The 16,877-nt window shown below is 72.2% G+C and carries 16 protein-coding genes; 9 read left to right on the top strand and 7 right to left on the bottom strand.

All coding sequences use genetic code 11. The features are described 5' to 3' along the window. Positions 1-176: 176 nt before the first annotated feature. The 7 genes from ACZ6C1_RS11735 to ACZ6C1_RS11705 all read left to right on the top strand — a co-directional run bounded on the left by ACZ6C1_RS11735 (position 177) and on the right by ACZ6C1_RS11705 (position 8,524). Positions 177-1,514, top strand: coding sequence for an ABC transporter substrate-binding protein (locus ACZ6C1_RS11735; protein WP_469240099.1), 1,338 nt, complete (start codon positions 177-179; stop codon positions 1,512-1,514). 449 nt (positions 1,515-1,963) lie between these two features. Then, positions 1,964-2,959 carry a carbohydrate ABC transporter permease gene (locus ACZ6C1_RS11730; RefSeq protein WP_469240098.1) on the top strand — a complete coding sequence of 332 codons (996 nt, stop codon included), beginning with the start codon at positions 1,964-1,966 and terminating at the stop codon, positions 2,957-2,959. Next, positions 2,956-3,804 carry a carbohydrate ABC transporter permease gene (locus tag ACZ6C1_RS11725; protein ID WP_469240097.1) on the top strand — a complete coding sequence of 283 codons (849 nt, stop codon included), beginning with the start codon at positions 2,956-2,958 and terminating at the stop codon, positions 3,802-3,804. Before ACZ6C1_RS11730 ends, ACZ6C1_RS11725 begins: the two co-directional genes overlap by 4 nt. A gap of 92 nt (positions 3,805-3,896) precedes the next feature. Continuing rightward, positions 3,897-5,339: a GH1 family beta-glucosidase gene (locus ACZ6C1_RS11720; RefSeq protein ID WP_469240096.1), complete on the top strand. Its 1,443-nt coding sequence runs from the start codon at positions 3,897-3,899 to the stop codon at positions 5,337-5,339. A gap of 79 nt (positions 5,340-5,418) precedes the next feature. Continuing rightward, positions 5,419-6,723 (top strand): ABC transporter substrate-binding protein, encoded by a 1,305-nt coding sequence (locus ACZ6C1_RS11715; protein ID WP_469240095.1) that lies wholly within the window; start codon positions 5,419-5,421, stop codon positions 6,721-6,723. Positions 6,724-6,728: 5 nt separating this feature from the next. Then, the gene (locus ACZ6C1_RS11710) at positions 6,729-7,709 is read left to right on the top strand and encodes a carbohydrate ABC transporter permease (protein WP_469240094.1); all 981 of its coding nucleotides are present in this window, start codon (positions 6,729-6,731) and stop codon (positions 7,707-7,709) included. A 17-nt stretch (positions 7,710-7,726) separates the two neighbouring features. Next, entirely contained in the window at positions 7,727-8,524 is a 798-nt protein-coding gene (locus tag ACZ6C1_RS11705; RefSeq protein WP_469240358.1) for a carbohydrate ABC transporter permease, read from the top strand. A gap of 70 nt (positions 8,525-8,594) precedes the next feature. Here the strand turns inward: ACZ6C1_RS11705 and ACZ6C1_RS11700 are convergent, their stop codons facing one another. From ACZ6C1_RS11700 to ACZ6C1_RS11690, 3 genes are all read right to left on the bottom strand, one after another. Further along, positions 8,595-10,118: a cellulose binding domain-containing protein gene (locus ACZ6C1_RS11700; protein ID WP_469240093.1), complete on the bottom strand. Its 1,524-nt coding sequence runs from the start codon at positions 10,116-10,118 to the stop codon at positions 8,595-8,597. A gap of 134 nt (positions 10,119-10,252) precedes the next feature. Beyond that, on the bottom strand, positions 10,253-11,641 hold the full coding sequence (locus ACZ6C1_RS11695) for a sensor histidine kinase (protein ID WP_469240092.1): 1,389 nt from the start codon (positions 11,639-11,641) through the stop codon (positions 10,253-10,255). Further along, entirely contained in the window at positions 11,638-12,327 is a 690-nt protein-coding gene (locus tag ACZ6C1_RS11690) for a response regulator transcription factor (protein ID WP_084894673.1), read from the bottom strand. Before ACZ6C1_RS11690 ends, ACZ6C1_RS11695 begins: the two co-directional genes overlap by 4 nt. A 69-nt stretch (positions 12,328-12,396) precedes the next feature. Between ACZ6C1_RS11690 and ACZ6C1_RS11685 the strand changes: the two genes are divergently transcribed. Further along, positions 12,397-12,951 (top strand): hypothetical protein, encoded by a 555-nt coding sequence (locus tag ACZ6C1_RS11685; RefSeq protein WP_469240091.1) that lies wholly within the window; start codon positions 12,397-12,399, stop codon positions 12,949-12,951. A gap of 4 nt (positions 12,952-12,955) precedes the next feature. On the opposite strand, the gene ACZ6C1_RS11680 is transcribed toward ACZ6C1_RS11685, so the two are convergent. From ACZ6C1_RS11680 to ACZ6C1_RS11670, 3 genes are all read right to left on the bottom strand, one after another. Beyond that, positions 12,956-13,084: a hypothetical protein gene (locus ACZ6C1_RS11680; RefSeq protein WP_469240090.1), complete on the bottom strand. Its 129-nt coding sequence runs from the start codon at positions 13,082-13,084 to the stop codon at positions 12,956-12,958. A 95-nt stretch (positions 13,085-13,179) separates the two neighbouring features. Continuing rightward, a complete protein-coding gene (locus ACZ6C1_RS11675) occupies positions 13,180-14,046 on the bottom strand; it encodes a spermidine synthase (protein WP_469240089.1) in 867 nt (288 codons plus the stop codon). A 47-nt stretch (positions 14,047-14,093) separates the two neighbouring features. After that, complete coding sequence (locus tag ACZ6C1_RS11670; protein ID WP_469240088.1) at positions 14,094-14,546, bottom strand: hypothetical protein; 453 nt, start codon at positions 14,544-14,546, stop codon at positions 14,094-14,096. Between the two features lie 252 nt (positions 14,547-14,798). On the opposite strand from ACZ6C1_RS11670, the gene ACZ6C1_RS11665 reads away from it, so the two are divergent. Beyond that, the gene (locus ACZ6C1_RS11665; protein WP_469240087.1) at positions 14,799-16,133 is read left to right on the top strand and encodes a tetratricopeptide repeat protein; all 1,335 of its coding nucleotides are present in this window, start codon (positions 14,799-14,801) and stop codon (positions 16,131-16,133) included. Positions 16,134-16,204: 71 nt separating this feature from the next. On the opposite strand, the gene ACZ6C1_RS11660 is transcribed toward ACZ6C1_RS11665, so the two are convergent. Then, positions 16,205-16,801, bottom strand: coding sequence for a histidine phosphatase family protein (locus ACZ6C1_RS11660; protein WP_469240086.1), 597 nt, complete (start codon positions 16,799-16,801; stop codon positions 16,205-16,207). Positions 16,802-16,877: the final 76 nt, after the last annotated feature.

Genomic DNA, 16,877 nt, shown 5'->3' with positions numbered 1-16,877 from the left:
CCACCGCCGACGATTTCGCGTCGACGTCTTGACGCCGCCCCCGCCAGGCGGCAACCTTCCGGGCATGGCGGTGTGGGAGCGCTCCCACCGCCCGGCACCGCTGTCCGACCCGGCCGCCGCCGTGAGGACCTTCCTTCTTGCGCGCACACCAGCACCACCTGGACGAGGAGAGTGGAATGCGCACATCCAGCAGTACGCGCGGACGCCGCCCGAGATTCGCGGCCTTCGCGGCGCTCACGGCCGGCGCGCTCCTGATGACCGGCTGCAGCACCGACGGCGGGTCGGGCGGGTCCACCGGGGACGGGAAGATCACCCTGCGCATCGGGACCTTCGGCTCCTTCGGCTACGACAACAAGAACGGCGCCAAGCTCTACGCCGAGTACCAGAAGCTCAACCCGCACATCACGATCGTCGAGTCGAACGTCGCCGACGGCCAGAAGTACTGGGACACGCTGAAACTGCGCCTCTCCCGCAACAGCGGCCTCGCCGACATCCAGGCCATCGAGGTCGGTTACATCGCCGAGGCCATCGGCCCCACCATGGCCGGCAAGTGGGTGGACCTGTCCACGACGGGCGGCGCCGACACCTCCGCCTTCCTCGACTGGAAGGTCAAGCAGGCCACCACCGCCGACGGCAAGGTCATAGGCCTCGGCACCGACATCGGCCCCATGGCCATCTGCTACAACAAGGACCTCTTCGCCAAGGCGAAACTGCCCACCGACCGCACACAGGTCGCCAAGCTCTGGGCGGGCGACTGGGCCGAGTTCGTCGCCACCGGCAAGGCGTACCAGAAGAACGCACCCGCCGGGACCGCCTTCCACGACTCCGCCAGCGGCCTGTTCAACGCCGTACTCTCCAGCCAGCCCCAGCAGTACGCCAACGACAAGGGCGAGCTGGACTACGAGAACAGCCCCGGGGTGCGCAAGGCCTGGGACCTCGCCGTCGAGGCGGCGGGGAGTGGCATCACCGCCAAACTGCGGCAGTTCGACGAGAAGGGCACCTGGAACGCCGGGTTCAAGAACTCCAGGTTCGCCACCGTCGCCTGCCCGAGTTGGATGACCGGCATCATCAAGGATCAGGCGGGCCCGAACAACCAGGGCAAGTGGGACATCGCGAGCCCACCGGTCGCGGGCAACTGGGGCGGCTCGTTCCTCGCCGTACCGAAGGCCGGCAAGCACGCGGAGGAGGCCGCCAAGCTGGCCGCGTGGCTGACGGCTCCGGCGCAGCACGCCAAGGTCTTCGGGGTCAACGGCAACATCCCCTCCACCAAGGACACGCTCGCCTCGGCGACGGTGCAGAACGCCAGGATCCCGTACTTCGGGGACACACCGGTCGGCAAGATCTACTCGCAGGCCGCGGCCGGCATCACGCCCGCGCCGGTCAGCCGCTACGACGGCCAGGTGAAGACCTTCATCACCGACAACGGCATCCTCGACATCGAGCAACGCGGCACATCACCGGACGCGGCCTGGGAGAACGTCAGGAAGCTGATCGACGACAAGATCGACCAGTGACGCCCCGGCCGCCCGGTACTCCCCGGGCGGCCACGGCCGCGCTGCCCCTCCCGCGGCGACGAGGGCCGGCCGCGGAGGGGCGCCCCCGCGGCAGCTCGACGGCGGGACACGGCCACGAGGCCGCGCGGGTACCCCGCCGACCGCGAGGCGGTGAGCCCGGAGAGGCCCCGACCCCGGCCCCGGCCCGCACGACCTGGCCCGCACGACCCGGTCAGGCCCACACCCGGTAGGCACCCACACCCGACCTCCGCCCCGCGCATGGGTAACCGCTCCCGCAACCAACCGACCGCCCGCACCCGCGCACGGGTAACCGCACACGCACCCGACCGCCCGCACCCGCACCCGTCCCCCGTACTCACCCACCCCACCCACCCACCGGCAACCGCGCCCACTCCCCGCACCCTGCCAACCGCCAGGCACCCGCATCCACCCCTGGAAGGACCGCCCTCGTGGCCACCTCCGTCCGGGCGGCGACCGACGGCACCTCGCCGCCCGATGAACCGTCGCCGCCCTCTCCCCCGCCGCCCCGCACGCCCTCCGGCCTGCGCAGCCGGCTGTACCGCTGGGACCTGAAGGCGGCCCCGTACGCCTTCGTCGCACCGTTCTTCCTCGGCTTCGCCGCCTTCGGGCTGTTCCCGCTCGTCTACACGGGCTGGCTCTCGCTGCACCGCGTGGAGCTCGGCGGGGAGGCGGAGTGGCGGGGCCTGGACAACTACTCGGGGCTGTGGGACAGCGACTTCTTCTGGAACGCGCTGGCGAACACGTTCACCATCGGTGTCATCTCCACCGTCCCGCAGCTGTTGATGGCGCTGGGCCTGGCCCACCTCCTCAACCACAAGCTGCGCGGCCGGGGTTTCTTCCGGGTCGCGGTGCTGGCTCCGTACGCCACGTCGATCGCCGCCGCGACGCTCGTCTTCGCCCAGCTGTTCAACAGTGACTACGGGCTGATCAACACCGTTCTCGGCCTGGTCGGTTTCGACCCGGTCGACTGGGAGTCCTCCAAGTGGCCCGCGCAGATCGCGATCTCGGTGATCGTCATCTGGCGCTGGACCGGCTACAACGCGCTGATCTACCTCGCCGCGATGCAGGCCGTCCCCCAGGACCTGTACGAGGCCGCCGCGCTCGACGGGGCGTCCCGCCGGCGGCAGTTCATCAGCGTGACCATCCCCTCCATCCGCCCCACCATCCTCTTCACCATCGTGGTCTCCACGATCGGCGCCACCCAGCTCTTCGGTGAGCCGATGCTGTACGGCGGAAGCCTCGGGGTGAGCGGCGGCAGCGGCAACCAGTTCCAGACGCTGAGCCTGTTGATGTACGAGAAGGGCTGGATCACCGGGGCGCTCGGGCAGGCGTCCGCCATCGCCTGGGTGATGCTGCTGATCCTGCTGCTGATCGGCGCCGGCCGGCTGCTCGTCGCCCGTACGACGAGGGGGAGGACCCGATGAGAACGAGCCGGACGGCGGGGCGCCCGCACCACGCGGGCCCGCTGACGTACGTCCTGCTGGGCCTGGCCGCGCTGGTCTCGCTCTTCCCGCTGTACTGGAACCTCGTCGCCGCGTCGCACACCGGCGAGCGGGTGGTGGAGGCTCCGGCGCCGCTCCTGCCGGGCCCGCACCTCCTCGACAACCTCACCTTCGCCTGGAACCAGGTGGACATGGGCGAGGCGCTCGTCAACACGACGGTCGTGGCGGGCCTGGTGGCGGCCTCCACCGTGGTCTTCTCGACCCTCGCCGGCTTCGCCTTCGCCAAGCTGCCGTTCCGCGGCCGCAACGCCCTACTGGCCCTCGTCGTGGCGACGATGACCATCCCTCCACAGCTCAGCGTGATCCCGCTGTACCGGATCATCACCGACCTGGGATGGGTGGACCAGCTCCAGTCGGTCGTGCTGCCGTCCCTGGTGGCCGCCTTCGGGGTGTTCTTCATGCGGCAGTACCTGCTGGAGGCGCTGCCCGTCGAGCTGGTGGAGGCGGCGCGGGTGGACGGCGCCCACAGCCTGCGGATCATCTGGCACGTCGTCTTCCCGGTCGCCCGGCCCGCGATGGCCGTGCTGGGCATGCTGGTGTTCGTCCAGGCCTGGAACGACTTCTTCTGGCCGTTCATCGCGCTCACCCCGGACGGCAATCCGACCCTCCAGGTCGCCCTCGCCGGCCTCGGCTCGGGCAACCACACCATCAACCAGGCGATCGTGCTGACCGGAGCGCTGATCTCCACGCTGCCGCTGCTGCTGGTCTTCGCCGTGCTCGGCAAGCACATCGTGGGCGGCATCACCTCGGGTGCGGTCAAGAACTGACCCGCACACCCGTGCGCGGTCAAGAGCCGGCCGCGCACGGCCGATTCCGTAACGTCACGACCGACCCTCCTCCGCGTTGGGAGCGCTCCCGTATGACCGCGTCCGAATCCCTGCCGCTCACCGCGACCCGCCGGTTTCCACCCGGCTTCCTGTGGGGCGCGGCCACCGCCGCGTACCAGATCGAGGGGGCGGTGTCCGAGGACGGCCGAACCCCGTCCATCTGGGACACCTTCTCCCGTACACCCGGAAAGGTCTTCGAAGGTCACACGGGTGACGTGGCGGTCGACCACTACCACCGGTTCCGCGACGACGTGTCGCTGATGGCGGAGCTGGGGCTGACCGCGTACCGCTTCTCGGTGTCCTGGTCCCGGGTGCAGCCCACCGGGCGCGGCCCCGCCGTCCAGAAGGGCCTCGACTTCTACCGCCGGCTCGTGGACGAGCTGCTCGCCCACGGCATCTCCCCCACGCTGACGCTCTACCACTGGGACCTGCCGCAGGAGCTGGAGGACGCGGGCGGCTGGCCGCACCGCGCCACCGCCGAGCGGTTCGCCGAGTACGCCGGGATCGTCGCCGGTGCGCTCGGTGACCGTGTCGGGCGCTGGACGACGCTCAACGAGCCGTGGTGCAGCGCCTTCCTCGGGTACGGCTCCGGCGTCCACGCCCCGGGGCGCACCGACGCGGTCGCCGCGCTGCGTGCCGCGCACCACCTGAACCTGGGCCACGGGCTGGCGGTCCAGGCGCTGCGCGCCGCGCTGCCGCCGCGCGCGGAGATGTCCGTGTCGCTCAACCTGCACGAACTGCGACCCCTCACCTCGGCGGCCGAGGACCTGGACGCGGTGCGCCGGATCGACGCGGTGGGCAACCGGATCTGGCTCGGCCCGATGCTGAAGGGGGCGTATCCGGAGGACCTGCTGCGGGACACGGCGCACCTCACCGACTGGGGGTTCGTCCGTCCCGGCGACCTCATGGACATCGAGCAGCCCCTGGACACCTTGGGCATCAACTACTACACGCCCACCGTGGTGGCCGCCGCGCGCGAGGGCGACGACGCCCCGCGCGACGACGGCCACGGTGCCAGCGCGTACTCGCCCTGGCCCGGGTCGGAGGACGTCGCCTTCCACCAGCCGCCCGGTGAGCGCACCGCGATGGGCTGGGCGGTCGACCCGACGGGCCTGTACGACCTGCTGCTGCGGGTGACCGGCGAGCACCCGGGCCTGCCGCTGCTGATCACCGAGAACGGCGCGGCGTTCGAGGACGAGGTCGCCGCCGACGGGGCGGTCCACGACCCGCGGCGCCTCGCGTACGTGCACGCCCACCTGGAGGCGGTGCACCGGGCCATCGCCGACGGCGCGGACGTGCGGGGCTACTTCCTCTGGTCGTTGCTGGACAACTTCGAGTGGGCGTACGGGTACGCCAAGCGGTTCGGCGCGGTGCACGTGGACTACGGGACGCAGCGGCGTACACCGAAGTCGACGGCCCACTGGTACGCGCGCGTGGCACGCTCCGGCGAACTGCCCGCGGCCGACGGGCTCTGACGCTCGCCGTCCCCGACGCCCCGGCCGAAACCGCCGGGGCCTCGGCGCGCCGGGCCCCGTTTGCGTACAGAATCGGCTCATGCGCGCACATGACCGGCGGTTCCGCGGACGGGCCCGGGCCCTGCTGCTCGTGGCCGTCGTGGCTCTCGTCGCCGCCCCGGCCGCCGGCTGCGCCCGGGGCGGCGACGACGGCCGGACCAGGCTCACCGTGGGCCTCTTCGGGACGTTCGGTTACGCGGAGACCGGGCTCTACGACGAGTACATGAGGCTCCACGAGGACGTCGTCATCGAGCAGACGTCCATCCAGCGCAATGAGAACTACTATCCCCAGCTCCTCACCCACCTCGTCAGTGACAGCGGTCTCGCCGACATCCAGGCGGTCGAGGCCATCAACATCGCGGAGGTGACCGCCACCCAGGCGGACAAGCTGGAGGACCTGGGCAGGGCCCCGGGTGTGCGCCGGGAGGACTTCCTGCCGTGGAAATGGGCGCAGGCCACCACCGGGGACGGGCGCACGGTGGGCCTCGGCACCGACATCGGCCCGCAGGCCATCTGCTACCGCAAGGACCTCTTCGCCAAGGCGGGGCTCCCCACCGACCGGGAGGCGGTCGGGCGGCTGTGGGCGGGTGACTGGCGCGCGTACCTGGAAACGGGCCGGCGGTACCGGGAGCGGGCCCCGGCGGGCACGGCGTTCACGGACTCCGCGTCCGGTGTCCTGTCGGCCGTCACCGGCGGCAGTGCCGAACGGTTCTACGACGAGGACGGCACCGTCGTCTACAAGACCAACCCGGCCGTCCGCGAGGCGTGGGACATCGCCGCCTCGTTCGCGACCGAGGGCCTGACGGCCAGGCTCCAGCAGTTCACGCCCGCCTGGGACCAGGCGTACGCGAACGGCACCTTCGCCACCGTCTCCTGTCCCGCCTGGATGCTGGGCTACATCGAGGACAAGGCGGGCCCGGCGGGTGAGGACCTGTGGGACGTGGCGGCCGCGCCCCGGCCCGCCAACTGGGGCGGCTCCTTCCTCGTCGTACCGAAGTCCGGCAGGCATCCGGCGGAGGCCGCGAAGCTGGCGGCCTGGCTGACGGCACCCGCGCAGCAGGCGAAGCTGTTCCAGCGGCGCGGCAGCTTCCCGAGCGCGTCCGCCGCCCACGCCCTCCCGGCGGTCGCGGAAGCCCGGCACCCGTATTTCGGTGACGCCCCGATCGGCCGGATCTACACCCGCGCGGCGCGGGGGGTCCCGGTGACGATCCTCGGACCGAAGGACCTGGTCATCGCACAGAACCTGGCCGACGTCGGCATGCTCCAGGTCGACCAGAAGGGCCGCCGCCCCGAGGACGGCTGGGACGCGGCGGTCAGGACCATCGACAACGCGCTGGACCTGTGACCGCCATGGCGAGCGACACGACGGCCACCCCGACCCCCCTGTCGGAGCCCCGTGCGGCGCGCGCCACCCAGCGGAGCGCGTGGCGCGGGCGGCGGCACCGCTGGGCGACGCGGTGGAGCCCGTACGCCTACATCGCCCCGTTCTTCGCCCTCTTCGCCGCGTTCGGGCTGTTCCCTCTGCTCTACACCGGCTGGGCGTCCCTGCACCGGGTGGAGCTGACCGCGCCCACCGACATGGAGTGGGTGGGGCTGCGGAACTACTCCCGCCTCCTCACGGACGAGTTCTTCTGGAACGCCCTGGAGAACACGGTCGTCATCGGTCTCCTGTCGACCGTCCCCCAGCTGCTGATGGCACTGGGCATCGCGCACCTGCTGCACCACCGGCTGCGCGGCTCGATGTTCTTCCGGGTCGTCGCCCTCACCCCGTACGCCACTTCCGTCGCCGCCGCGACCCTGGTGTTCGTGTTGTTGTTCGGCAGGGACTTCGGCATGGTCAACTGGGCGCTCGGCCTCGCCGGCATCGATCCGGTCGACTGGCAGAACGGCACCTGGACGTCACGGATCGCGGTGTCCACGATCGTGATCTGGCGGTGGACCGGCTACAACGCGCTGATCTACCTCGCCGCGATGCAGGCCGTCCCCGACGAGCTGTACGAGTCGGCGGCGCTGGACGGCGCCTCGCGGTGGCGGCAGTTCGTGCATGTGACGGTGCCGTCGATGCGGCCGACCATCCTGTTCACCTGCGTGGTCTCCACGATCGGTGCCACGCAGTTGTTCGGCGAGCCGCTGCTGTTCAACGGCAGCGCGGGCGCGACGGGCGGCTCGGACCACCAGTTCCAGACGCTGGGGCTGTACCTGTACGAGCAGGGCTGGGTGAACCTGCACCTGGGCCGTGCGTCGGCGATCGCGTGGGCGATGTTCCTGATCCTCGTCCTCCTCGGGGCGGCCGTCGCGCTGGTCACCGCGTACCGAAGGAGAGCCGAGTGAGCACCCGTGCAGGCCGGATGACGTACGCGGCTCTCGTCGTCCTCACCGTGCTGTCGCTGTTCCCGCTCGTCTGGACGGCCGTCGCGGCGTCCGGCACCAACGGCAGGCTGGCCCGGACACCACCGCCCTTCTGGTTCGGCGACAGGCTGCTGGAGAACCTGGGCGTAGCCTGGACCGACGCCAACCTGGGTCTCGCGCTGGTCAATACGACGATCGTGGCGGGTTCGGTCGCGGTGGGCACGGTCCTGTTCTCCACACTCGCCGGTTTCGCCTTCGCCAAACTGCGCTTCCGGTTCAAGAACCTGCTTCTGCTGCTGGTGATCGGCACGATGATGGTGCCGCCGCAGCTCAGCGTCGTCCCGCTGTTCATGCTGGTGGCCGAGCTGTCGTGGACGGACCGGCTGCAGTCCGTCGTCCTGCCGGCCCTGGTGAGTGGCTTCGGGGTGTTCTTCATGCGCCAGTACCTGGTGCGGGCGCTGCCCACGGAGCTGATCGAGGCGGCCCGCGTGGACGGCGCGAGCGGCCCGCGGGTGGTGTGGCACGTCGTCTTCCCGGCCGCCCGGCCCGCGATGGCGGTCCTGGCGATGCTGACGTTCGTCATGTCCTGGAACGACTTCTTCTGGCCGATCATCGCCCTCACCCAGAGCAACCCGACCGTGCAGGTGGCCCTGACGGGCCTGGGCCGGGGCTACGTCCCCGACCAGTCGGTGATCATGGCGGGCGCCCTGCTGGGTACCCTGCCGCTGCTGCTGGTCTTCGTGGTCTTCGGCCGGCAGATCGTCGGCGGCATCATGCAGGGCGCGGTCAAGGGGTGAGAACGGACCGGGAAAGGGGCGCGCTCCGGCCAGGTGGGGGGCGAGCCCGGCCGGAGCGCTGGAGGAGTGGCTACTTGTAGGCGGCGAACGCCTTGGTGAAGGCCAGCGGCTGCTGGAGGATCGAGCTGCAGGTGGCGTCCGCGTGGTTCACGGCCCCCGCGGCGCACTGCTTGTCGCGGGTCGAGGACCACATCGACAGCCAGCCCAGTCCCTTGGACTTCGCGAAGTCGACGAGCTGGGTGGCGTCGTCGACCTTGAATATCTCGGTGGTGACGTCGTTGACGCCGATCATCGGGGTGACGGCGACGGTCTTCCAGGCGGCGGCGTCCGACAGTCCGAGTACGCCCTTGATCTGTGCCTGGGTGGCGGTCGCGGCCTGGACGGCGTACTGGCCCATGTCACCGCTGTACGCCGGGCCGTAGTCCATCGCCATGATGTTGACGGCGTCGATCTTCACGCCGTTCTTCCGGGCGTCGGCGAGCAGGTCCACGCCCGGCTGGGTCAGGCCCTCCGGCATCACGGGCAGGGTGAAGGAGACGTCCAGGCCCGGGTGGGACTTCTGGAGCTGGGCGATGGCCTGGGCGCGGCGGGTGTTGGCGGCGGTGTCGGGAAGGGCCGCGCCCTCGACGTCGAAGTCCACCTTGGTGAGCTTGTACTGGTCGACGACCTTGCCGTACGCCTTGGCGAGGTCACCGGGCGTGGCGCAGTTGAGGGCCAGTTCGTGGCCCGCGGCGCCGCCGAACGACACGCGGACGTCGCCGCCCTTGGCGCGGAGGGCGCCGATCTGCGCGGCCACCTTGTCGTCGGCGAGGTCGGTGACGCCGCCCCACAAGGGGGCGCAGGAGCCACCGGAGGTGATGAAGGCGAGGTTGAATTCCTTCACTCCGGTCTTGGCGGCGGTGTCGAGCAGGTCGTACGCGGGGTACAGCGAGGTGTCGACGTACGGGGCGAAGCGCGCGCCCGAGCCCTGCGCGGGCGGCGGGGTCGGGGTGGGCGTGGAGGCCGTGGGGGCGGGCGTGGAGGCCGTGGGCGTGGGCGTCGGCGTGGGCGGCTTGGCGGTCGCCGTCGGGGTGGGTGTGGGCTTGGGCTGGTCGGTGGGCCGGCCGCTGGGCTGTGGTGTGGCGCCGCCGCCGGGCGAGCACGTGACCTCGTTGATCAGGCACCCGGCCGGGTCTCCCGCCTTCCCCGTCGCGCTGGTGACGAAGCCGACCGTCACGGAGGCGCCGGGCGCGAGCTGCTTGTTCCAGCTCGCGGGCTTCACGGTGACGTGCTGTCCCTTGACGGTGTGGTCGCCGTTCCAGAGGGAGCCGATCTTCGTCCCGGCGGGCAGGTCGAATTCGAGGGTCCAGTCGGTCTGGGCCTTGTCCGTCTCGTTGGTGATGACGTACTGGCCGGTGTAACCGCCGTCCCACGAGCTGGTCTTGGTGTAGACGGCGCCGACGGCGGCCGCCTGCGCGGTGCCGGTGAACGCGAACGCCGCGCCGCCGATCACCGCGGCGGCCACGACCGCGCCGATCGCCTTGCTCCTGCCGCTCGCCCTGCGTCGGTGCGTGGCCCTGCCGCCGGTGCCGTCCGTGCTGCGCGTGCTGCCCATCGCGTGCCTGCCTCTGTGTTACTGGGGGGTTTGGTGGTGCGGCAGCACGCTAGCGGGCCCGAAACGGACAAATGTCCACTACGGGGCGGTGGTTGAGGATCTTAGGCTCCGCTTAAGGAAGCCATGGGAGCCGATTAATGCTGGGTGCGCCGCCGGCGCCGCATCCGGTGACCCCGTCCCCGTCCGCGCCCCTCCGACGGGCCGCGCCGCCCGTCGAGCCCGATCCAGACGCGGACCTCCGTACCGCCGAGGACCGAGCGCCCGATACGGACGTCGCCGCCGGTCGACTCGGCGACCCGTCGCACGATGTCCAGCCCGAGCCCCGTGGACCCGTCCCGCGCCCCGCTGTTGCCGCGCGCCAGGGCCGCCTCCGGGTCGGCGATGCCGGGTCCGGCGTCCGAGACGAGGACGATGACGGCGTCCTCGCCGTTGTGGACGTCCACCGAGAAGGCGGTGCCTTCCGGGGTGTGGCGGAAGACGTTGCCGAGCAGCGCGTCGAGGGCGGCGACCAGTTCCGGGCGGGCGACGGGGATGCGTACGGGCCGGTCGACGCCCGCGAGTCGCACCTTGCGGCCCTCGTCCTCGGCGAGCGCGGACCAGAAGTCCATCCGTTCCCGTACGACTTCGGAGGCGTCGCACCCGGCGCCCGGGCCGGCCGCCTGGGTCTGCGGCTTGGCCTCCCTGGCCGTACGGATGATGGTGTCGACCTCCCGCTCCAGCTGCTCCACCGCCGCCCGCGTCTGCTCGGCGGCCGGACCGTCACCGAGCGAGGCGGCGTTGAGGCGCAGGACCGTCAGGGGTGTACGCAGCCGGTGGGAGAGGTCGGCGGCAAGCTCACGCTCATTGGCCAGGAGCCGCACGACCTGGTCGGCCATCGAGTTGAACGCGACGGCGGCGGACTTGAGTTCGGTGGGACCGTCCTCGGGCACGCGGGCGCCGAGCTTGCCCTCGCCGAGGTCGTGGGCGGCGTGGGCGAGCCGCTGGGCGGGCTGCACCATGCGGACGCCGAGCCGGTCGGCGACGGCGACCGAGCCGACGACCAGGGCGATGCCCACACCGGCGAGGATCAGCCAGGCCGTGGCGAGGCCGTTGGTGACCTCGCCCTCGGGGACGTACACCTCGACGATCGCGATCTGGCCGGTGCTGATGGCGGTCGGCTGGAGCAGGGCGTAGCCGCCGGGGACCTCGGTGGTCGAGGCGCGCGGTACGCGCTGCACGGTGGCCAGGTCCTCCTCGGTGGCCCGGCCGGTGCCGATCTCCATGGGCCCGGCTTCCGTGGAGGCAGGGATGTGGACCGCCAGGTGCCCGGCGGCGCCCGCCTGGGTGGAGGCGACGGCCCGGTCGAGCTGGGCGCGGTCGGTGGTGATGGACAGGGAGGTGCCGATGGCGGCGGCCTGCCGTTCGGCGTTGGTGAACGCCCGGTCGCGGGCCATCTCCTTGATGACGAGTCCGAGCGGCACGGCGAACGCGACCACGACCATCACCGTGACGGCCAGCGCCACCTTGACGAGCGCCCACCTCACTGCGGCGGCTCCAGCTTCACGCCCACACCCCGCAGGGTGTGCAGGTAGCGGGGCTTGGCGGCTGTTTCGCCCAGTTTGCGGCGCAGCCACGACAGATGGACGTCGATGGTCTGGTCGTCCCCGTACGACTGCTGCCACACCTCGGCGAGGAGCTCCTTGCGCGGGACGACCACACCCGGCCGGCCGGCGAGGAACGCCAGGAGGTCGAACTCCCGCCGCGTCAGGTCCAGCCTCACGCCGTCGAGTTCGGCCTGGCGCCGCAGCGGGTCGACGGTGAGCCCGCCGACCTGGAGGACGCTGCTGGGCGGCGCCTCACCGGCGGCCGCGCGGGAACGGCGCAGCACGGCGGCCATCCGCGCGGACAGGTGTTCCACCGAGAACGGCTTGGTGAGGTAGTCGTCGGCGCCGTCGTTGAGGAGCCGTACGATCTCGGCCTCGTCGTCCCGGGCGGTGGCGATGATCACCGGTACGTCGGTGATGCCGCGCAGCATCTTCAGGGCCTCGGAGCCGTCGAGATCGGGCAGTCCGAGGTCCAGGATGACGACGTCGAAGCGGAAATGGGCGACCTCGCGCAGCGCCTCCAGTGCCGTGCCGACGCTCCGTACGGTGTGGGAGGCCTCGGTCAGGTGCCGGATGAGGGCGGAGCGCACGAACTGGTCGTCCTCGACCACGAGCACACTTGCCATGGGCGGCACCGTACGCCATACGGCGGAATGAGGGGGACCGGTGTTGACCTCTGGGGCGTGTGGTGCAGGATGGCCCGGATGCGTAGAGGACTCGTACATGCCATGGCGTGGTCGCTCGCCACGGGCGCGGCGGTCACTCTGTCGTGGTGGGGCGTGCACACGGTGATGGCCGGGACGGCGTACGACCCGCCGCGCGCCCTGCCGATCACGGCCGACCGCCCGGCGACGACCCCGCCGAGTGTGGCGCCGCAGGCCTCCTCCACACGCCGCCCGAAGGCGTCCCCGGCTCCGAGCCGCACACCGGCCCCGGCGTCCTCCGCCTCCCCGAGCCGTACGCCGCCGGTCTCGTCCTCGCCCCCGCGCCCGTCGTCACCGGCACCGAGCACCCCGCCCGCGAGCACGGGTGACGTGAAGAGCTACACGGTGGACGGCGGCCGGGTGGCCTTCGACATCGGCGCCTCGTCGGCGGAACTGGTCTCCGCGACCCCGGCGTCCGGCTGGCAGATGCAGGTGTGGAAGCAGCCGACGTACATCCGGGTGACGTTCAGCCGCGAGGGCAAGGAGATCGACGTCTTCTGCACCTGGCACGATCACGCGCCGATGGTCCAGATCGACGAGCGCTGAGCGCTCAGTCCCCGTCGACCCGGTACGACTTCGTCCAAGTGGCGCCGCAGCGACACCGGTAGTGCTCGATGAGCTCGCCGCCGTCGGAGACGCCCATCCCCTGGTGCACCCGGACATGGACATGCGTACCCATGAGTGTCCTCTTTCCGCCATGGGGGACAATTGGCCGATTTTGGCTTCCGCGTCTCTTTTCCGGCAAGGCCGCGCCCACCATGCGGACGGCTCCGGTCACTGGAACACGGCGGGGGGCGGTGCCGGTGAGTCCTTGGCGCTCGCGTCGGTGACGGCGACCGCCCCGCCCGTGAAATCGGCCAGCCCCCGCCCGTGCTCCACCCGCCCCGGGTGCGGATCCGTCGCGACCCGGCGGGTCAGTTCGGCGACGGGCAGCGGGGTGGCGGAGGCCAGGAGCACGGCGTTGCCGAAGCGGCGTCCGCGCAGTACGGCCGGGTCGGCGGCGAGCGCCAGCTCGGGGAAGACGGCGGCGGCGGTGGCGACCTGACCGCGCAGGTGCGCCAGCGGCGGCCCGTCGGCGAGGTTGGCGGCGTAGTGCCCGCCGGGCGTCAGGACGCGCCGCACCTCGCTGAGGAATTCCGTGCTGGTGAGGTGCGCGGGGGTGCGGGCGCCGCTGAACACGTCGGCGATCACCAGGTCCGCCCAGCCGTCCGGCACCTTGCCCAGCCCGGCGCGGGCGTCGGCGTTGCGTACCCGGACGCGGGCGCCCGGGTCGAGCGGCAGCGCGCGGCGGACGAGCTGCACGAGGGGCGCGTCGCACTCGACGATCTGCTGGGTGGAGCGGGGCCGGGTGGCGGCGACGTACCGGGCGAGGGTGAAGGCCCCTCCGCCGAGGTGCACCACCTGAAGGGGTCGGCCGGGCGGTGCGACGAGGTCGGCGACATGACCGAGGCGCCGCTGGTAGGCGAAGCTCAGCCGGGCCGGGTCGTCGAGGTCCACGTGCGACTGGGGCGCCCCGTCGATGAGCAGCGTCCACGCCCGCGCGTGCTCCGGGTCGGGTACGAGCTCGGCGACGCCACCGGCCACGGTCTCGACGACGGCATCGGCCGCCGCACCGCGTCCCCGCCGCTTGTTCCTTGCCATCCGCCCATTATCGGCGCTCCCCTCCCGGCCCCGATCCGGAGCGGGGGCTAACGGCAGTTGTCGGCGGCTTCGATGAGGCGGGCGGCTTCGCCGAGGGCTTCACGGAGCACGACGGGGTCGGTGACCGGACCGGTGTCGGTCGGGGGGAGCAGCCAGCCGGTACCGGAGACGGGGGGCTCCGGCGGGGCTCCGGGAACGGGAGGGATCCGCAGGCCGCGCCCGGAGGTCCGGGTGCAGGCGCTGCCCGGCATGTCCCAGCCCGCGGCGGTGCCCGGCGGGACCAGGAAGCCGAGGGTGTCGCACGAGCCGTCGTGCAGCACCGGCCCGACGAGCGGGGCGCCGCCGCGCCGCAGGATGTCGACGGCTTCGAGGCCCTGCCGGGCGGGGACTGTCACCAGATCACACGCCTCGCCCTCTCCGGGCCGGGCGCCGGCGTCCGGTGCCGGCCAGTGCTGTGCGGTGGTCCCTGACGCACCGCCGGACTGCGGATTCACCTGCATGCCGACCTCCAACAAGGGATCCCTCCTCGCTCGAGTCCCCGTGTGGAGACACATCGCGTCTCTCCACATGGTTCAACGCCCTTGCGCGTCAACAGCTACGGCGGCACGCCGCCGCAAAGGATGGCAGTTCATGGCGGATCGCCGACGAGATATCCGATTTGTAGCCAAACACTGTGTGTACGGGTCGTCACAGCAGGTACGTTCTTGCCCGCCGGAACAACGGCGGCGCAGTACGCGGGAGAGGGCTCGGCCATGGCGACGTCACGGGCAGTTCCCAATCTCGCCTTCCGCCGCCTGCGCGGGCAGCGCTCCCCGGGGGAGTTCGCGGCCGCGGTCCGCCGGGCCGCCCGGGAGATCGGCGAACAGGTCGCGTGTGACGCCCGCTACATCGGGCGCGTGGAGTCGGGCGAGATCCGCTGCCCCAACTACGCGTACGAGCGGGTGTTCCTCCACATGTTCCCCGGACGGTCCCTGACGGACCTGGGTTTCGCCACCCGGGAGCAGGTACGCGGCCGGGGGGCGCGGGCCGCGGCCGCCGATGTGCCGGCGCCACAGATCACCATCCGGAACGATGAGGAGAGCGACGTGCTGCGTCGCGCATTCATGACGAGCGGTACCGCCACCGTGGCGGCCGCCTCGCTCGGCCTCGGCGGCGCCGTCCCCGCGCCGCGCGCCGGCGGCAGGTTCGGCGAGACCGAGGTGCACGCCGTCGAGGAGGCGGTGCGACGGATCCGGCTGCTCGACGACCGGCACGGCGCCGACCGGCTGTACCGGCTGGCCGCCGAACCGCTCCGTACGGCGTACGCCCTGCTCGACGCCGGGACGGCGGTCCGCCGGTCGACGGCCGACCGGATGCACGCGGGCGCCGGTGAGCTGGCGCTCTCGGTGGGGTGGCTGGCGCACGACTCGGGCCGCCTGGACGACGCCCGCTCGCACTACGCCGAAGCCCTGGCCACCGCGCGGGTCGCCGGCGATCCCGCCCTGGAGGCGCACGCCTTCTCCAACACGGCGTTCCTGGCGAGGGACGCGGGCCGGTACCGGGAGGCGGTACGGGCTGCGCAGGCCGGGCAGCGGGCGGGCCGGCACCTGTCCTCGCCGCGCCTGCTGGCCCTGCTGACCCTGCGGGAGGCGGGTGGCTGGGCGGGGCTGGGCGACCGTGCGGCGTGCGAGGAGGCCCTGGGGCGGGCGCACACGCTGTTCGGGCGCGGGCCGGCCGACGCGGACCCGGAGTGGATGTCGTTCTTCGGCGAACCGGAGGTGGAGGCGCTGGAGGCCCAGTGCTGGTCGGCCCTCGGCGACTGGCCGCGGGCCGCCCGGCACGCGCACCGCGCGGCGGCCCTGCAGAACCCGCGCTTCACCCGCAACCTGGCGCTGTACCGGGCCCAGTTGGCGGCCGACCTGGCGCGCGGCGGCTCCCCGGAGGAGGCCGCGGTGGCCGGTGAACGGGTCCTGGACCTGCTGGGCGAGGTCCAGTCGACCCGTATCCGCGCGATGCTGGCCGAGACGGTCCGCCTGCTCACCCCGTACGGCGGCAGCGCGACGGTGACGGACTTCCTCACCCGCCGCGCGGCGCTGGGCGTCTCCTAGCCTTCCGGGCCCGCCGCGCGGCTCCGGGCGTCTCCCGACCTTCCTCGCCCGCCGCGCCCCTCGGCGGCCTGCTAGCCCTCCAGGTGCCCGGTGTCGTTCCAGCGTTCGAGGGCGGGCGCGCCATAGGCCCAGCCCAGGACGGACAGGCTCGTCGGGTCGAGGCGGACACGGGCCGCGAACGCCACGTCCTCGCCCAGCCAGCGCGCGGCGATGGAGCGCAGGATGTGGCCGTGCGCGAAGACCAGGACGTCACGGTCGGCCGAGCGCGCCCAGGAGACGACCTCGTCCGCGCGGGCCGAAAGCTGCGCCAGGGTCTCCCCCTCCGGTACGCCGTCGCGCCAGATGAACCAGTCCGGCCGGCCCGCCTTGATCTCGGCCGGCGTCATGCCCTCGTAGGCGCCGTAGTCCCACTCCATCAGCGTGTCCCAGCGCTCCGCGCGGTCGCCGAAGCCGGCCAGTTCGCAGGTCTCACGCGCGCGTGCCAGCGGACTCGTACGGATCTCGAAGCCGTCCAGGCCGTCCCAGGGCCCTCGGTGGAGCCGTTCGCCGAGCAGCTTCGCGCCCCGGCGGCCCTCCTCGAGCAGCGGTATGTCCGTCCTGCCGGTGTGCTTGCCCAGCAGCGACCATTCGGTCTGACCATGCCGGGCGAGCAGGATCCGCGGTGCCATGGGGGCTCTCCTGAAGTTCTCGCATGGGGTGTCCGTCCATCATCGCGCACGGTCCCCCCGCCGTGGATGGTGGGGA

This window comes from Streptomyces sp. NPDC041796 (genome assembly GCF_055590785.1).
The sequence above is the reverse complement of the archived record's forward strand: the minus strand, read 5'-3'. Positions and strand labels throughout refer to the sequence as shown.

Excerpts from the sequence above, each read along its gene's own strand:
- ACZ6C1_RS11735 (WP_469240099.1), top strand. The coding sequence starts at position 177 with ATGCGCACATCCAGCAGTACGCGCGGACGCCGCCCGAGATTCGCGGCC.
- ACZ6C1_RS11725 (WP_469240097.1), top strand. The coding sequence starts at position 2,956 with ATGAGAACGAGCCGGACGGCGGGGCGCCCGCACCACGCGGGCCCGCTG.
- ACZ6C1_RS11720 (WP_469240096.1), top strand. The coding sequence starts at position 3,897 with ATGACCGCGTCCGAATCCCTGCCGCTCACCGCGACCCGCCGGTTTCCA.
- ACZ6C1_RS11715 (WP_469240095.1), top strand. The coding sequence starts at position 5,419 with ATGCGCGCACATGACCGGCGGTTCCGCGGACGGGCCCGGGCCCTGCTG.
- ACZ6C1_RS11710 (WP_469240094.1), top strand. The coding sequence starts at position 6,729 with ATGGCGAGCGACACGACGGCCACCCCGACCCCCCTGTCGGAGCCCCGT.
- ACZ6C1_RS11705 (WP_469240358.1), top strand. The coding sequence starts at position 7,727 with ATGACGTACGCGGCTCTCGTCGTCCTCACCGTGCTGTCGCTGTTCCCG.
- ACZ6C1_RS11700 (WP_469240093.1), bottom strand. The coding sequence starts at position 10,118 with ATGGGCAGCACGCGCAGCACGGACGGCACCGGCGGCAGGGCCACGCAC.
- ACZ6C1_RS11690 (WP_084894673.1), bottom strand. The coding sequence starts at position 12,327 with ATGGCAAGTGTGCTCGTGGTCGAGGACGACCAGTTCGTGCGCTCCGCC.
- ACZ6C1_RS11685 (WP_469240091.1), top strand. The coding sequence starts at position 12,397 with ATGGCCCGGATGCGTAGAGGACTCGTACATGCCATGGCGTGGTCGCTC.
- ACZ6C1_RS11680 (WP_469240090.1), bottom strand. The coding sequence starts at position 13,084 with ATGGGTACGCATGTCCATGTCCGGGTGCACCAGGGGATGGGCGTCTCC.
- ACZ6C1_RS11675 (WP_469240089.1), bottom strand. The coding sequence starts at position 14,046 with ATGGCAAGGAACAAGCGGCGGGGACGCGGTGCGGCGGCCGATGCCGTC.
- ACZ6C1_RS11670 (WP_469240088.1), bottom strand. The coding sequence starts at position 14,546 with ATGCAGGTGAATCCGCAGTCCGGCGGTGCGTCAGGGACCACCGCACAG.
- ACZ6C1_RS11665 (WP_469240087.1), top strand. The coding sequence starts at position 14,799 with ATGGCGACGTCACGGGCAGTTCCCAATCTCGCCTTCCGCCGCCTGCGC.
- ACZ6C1_RS11660 (WP_469240086.1), bottom strand. The coding sequence starts at position 16,801 with ATGGCACCGCGGATCCTGCTCGCCCGGCATGGTCAGACCGAATGGTCG.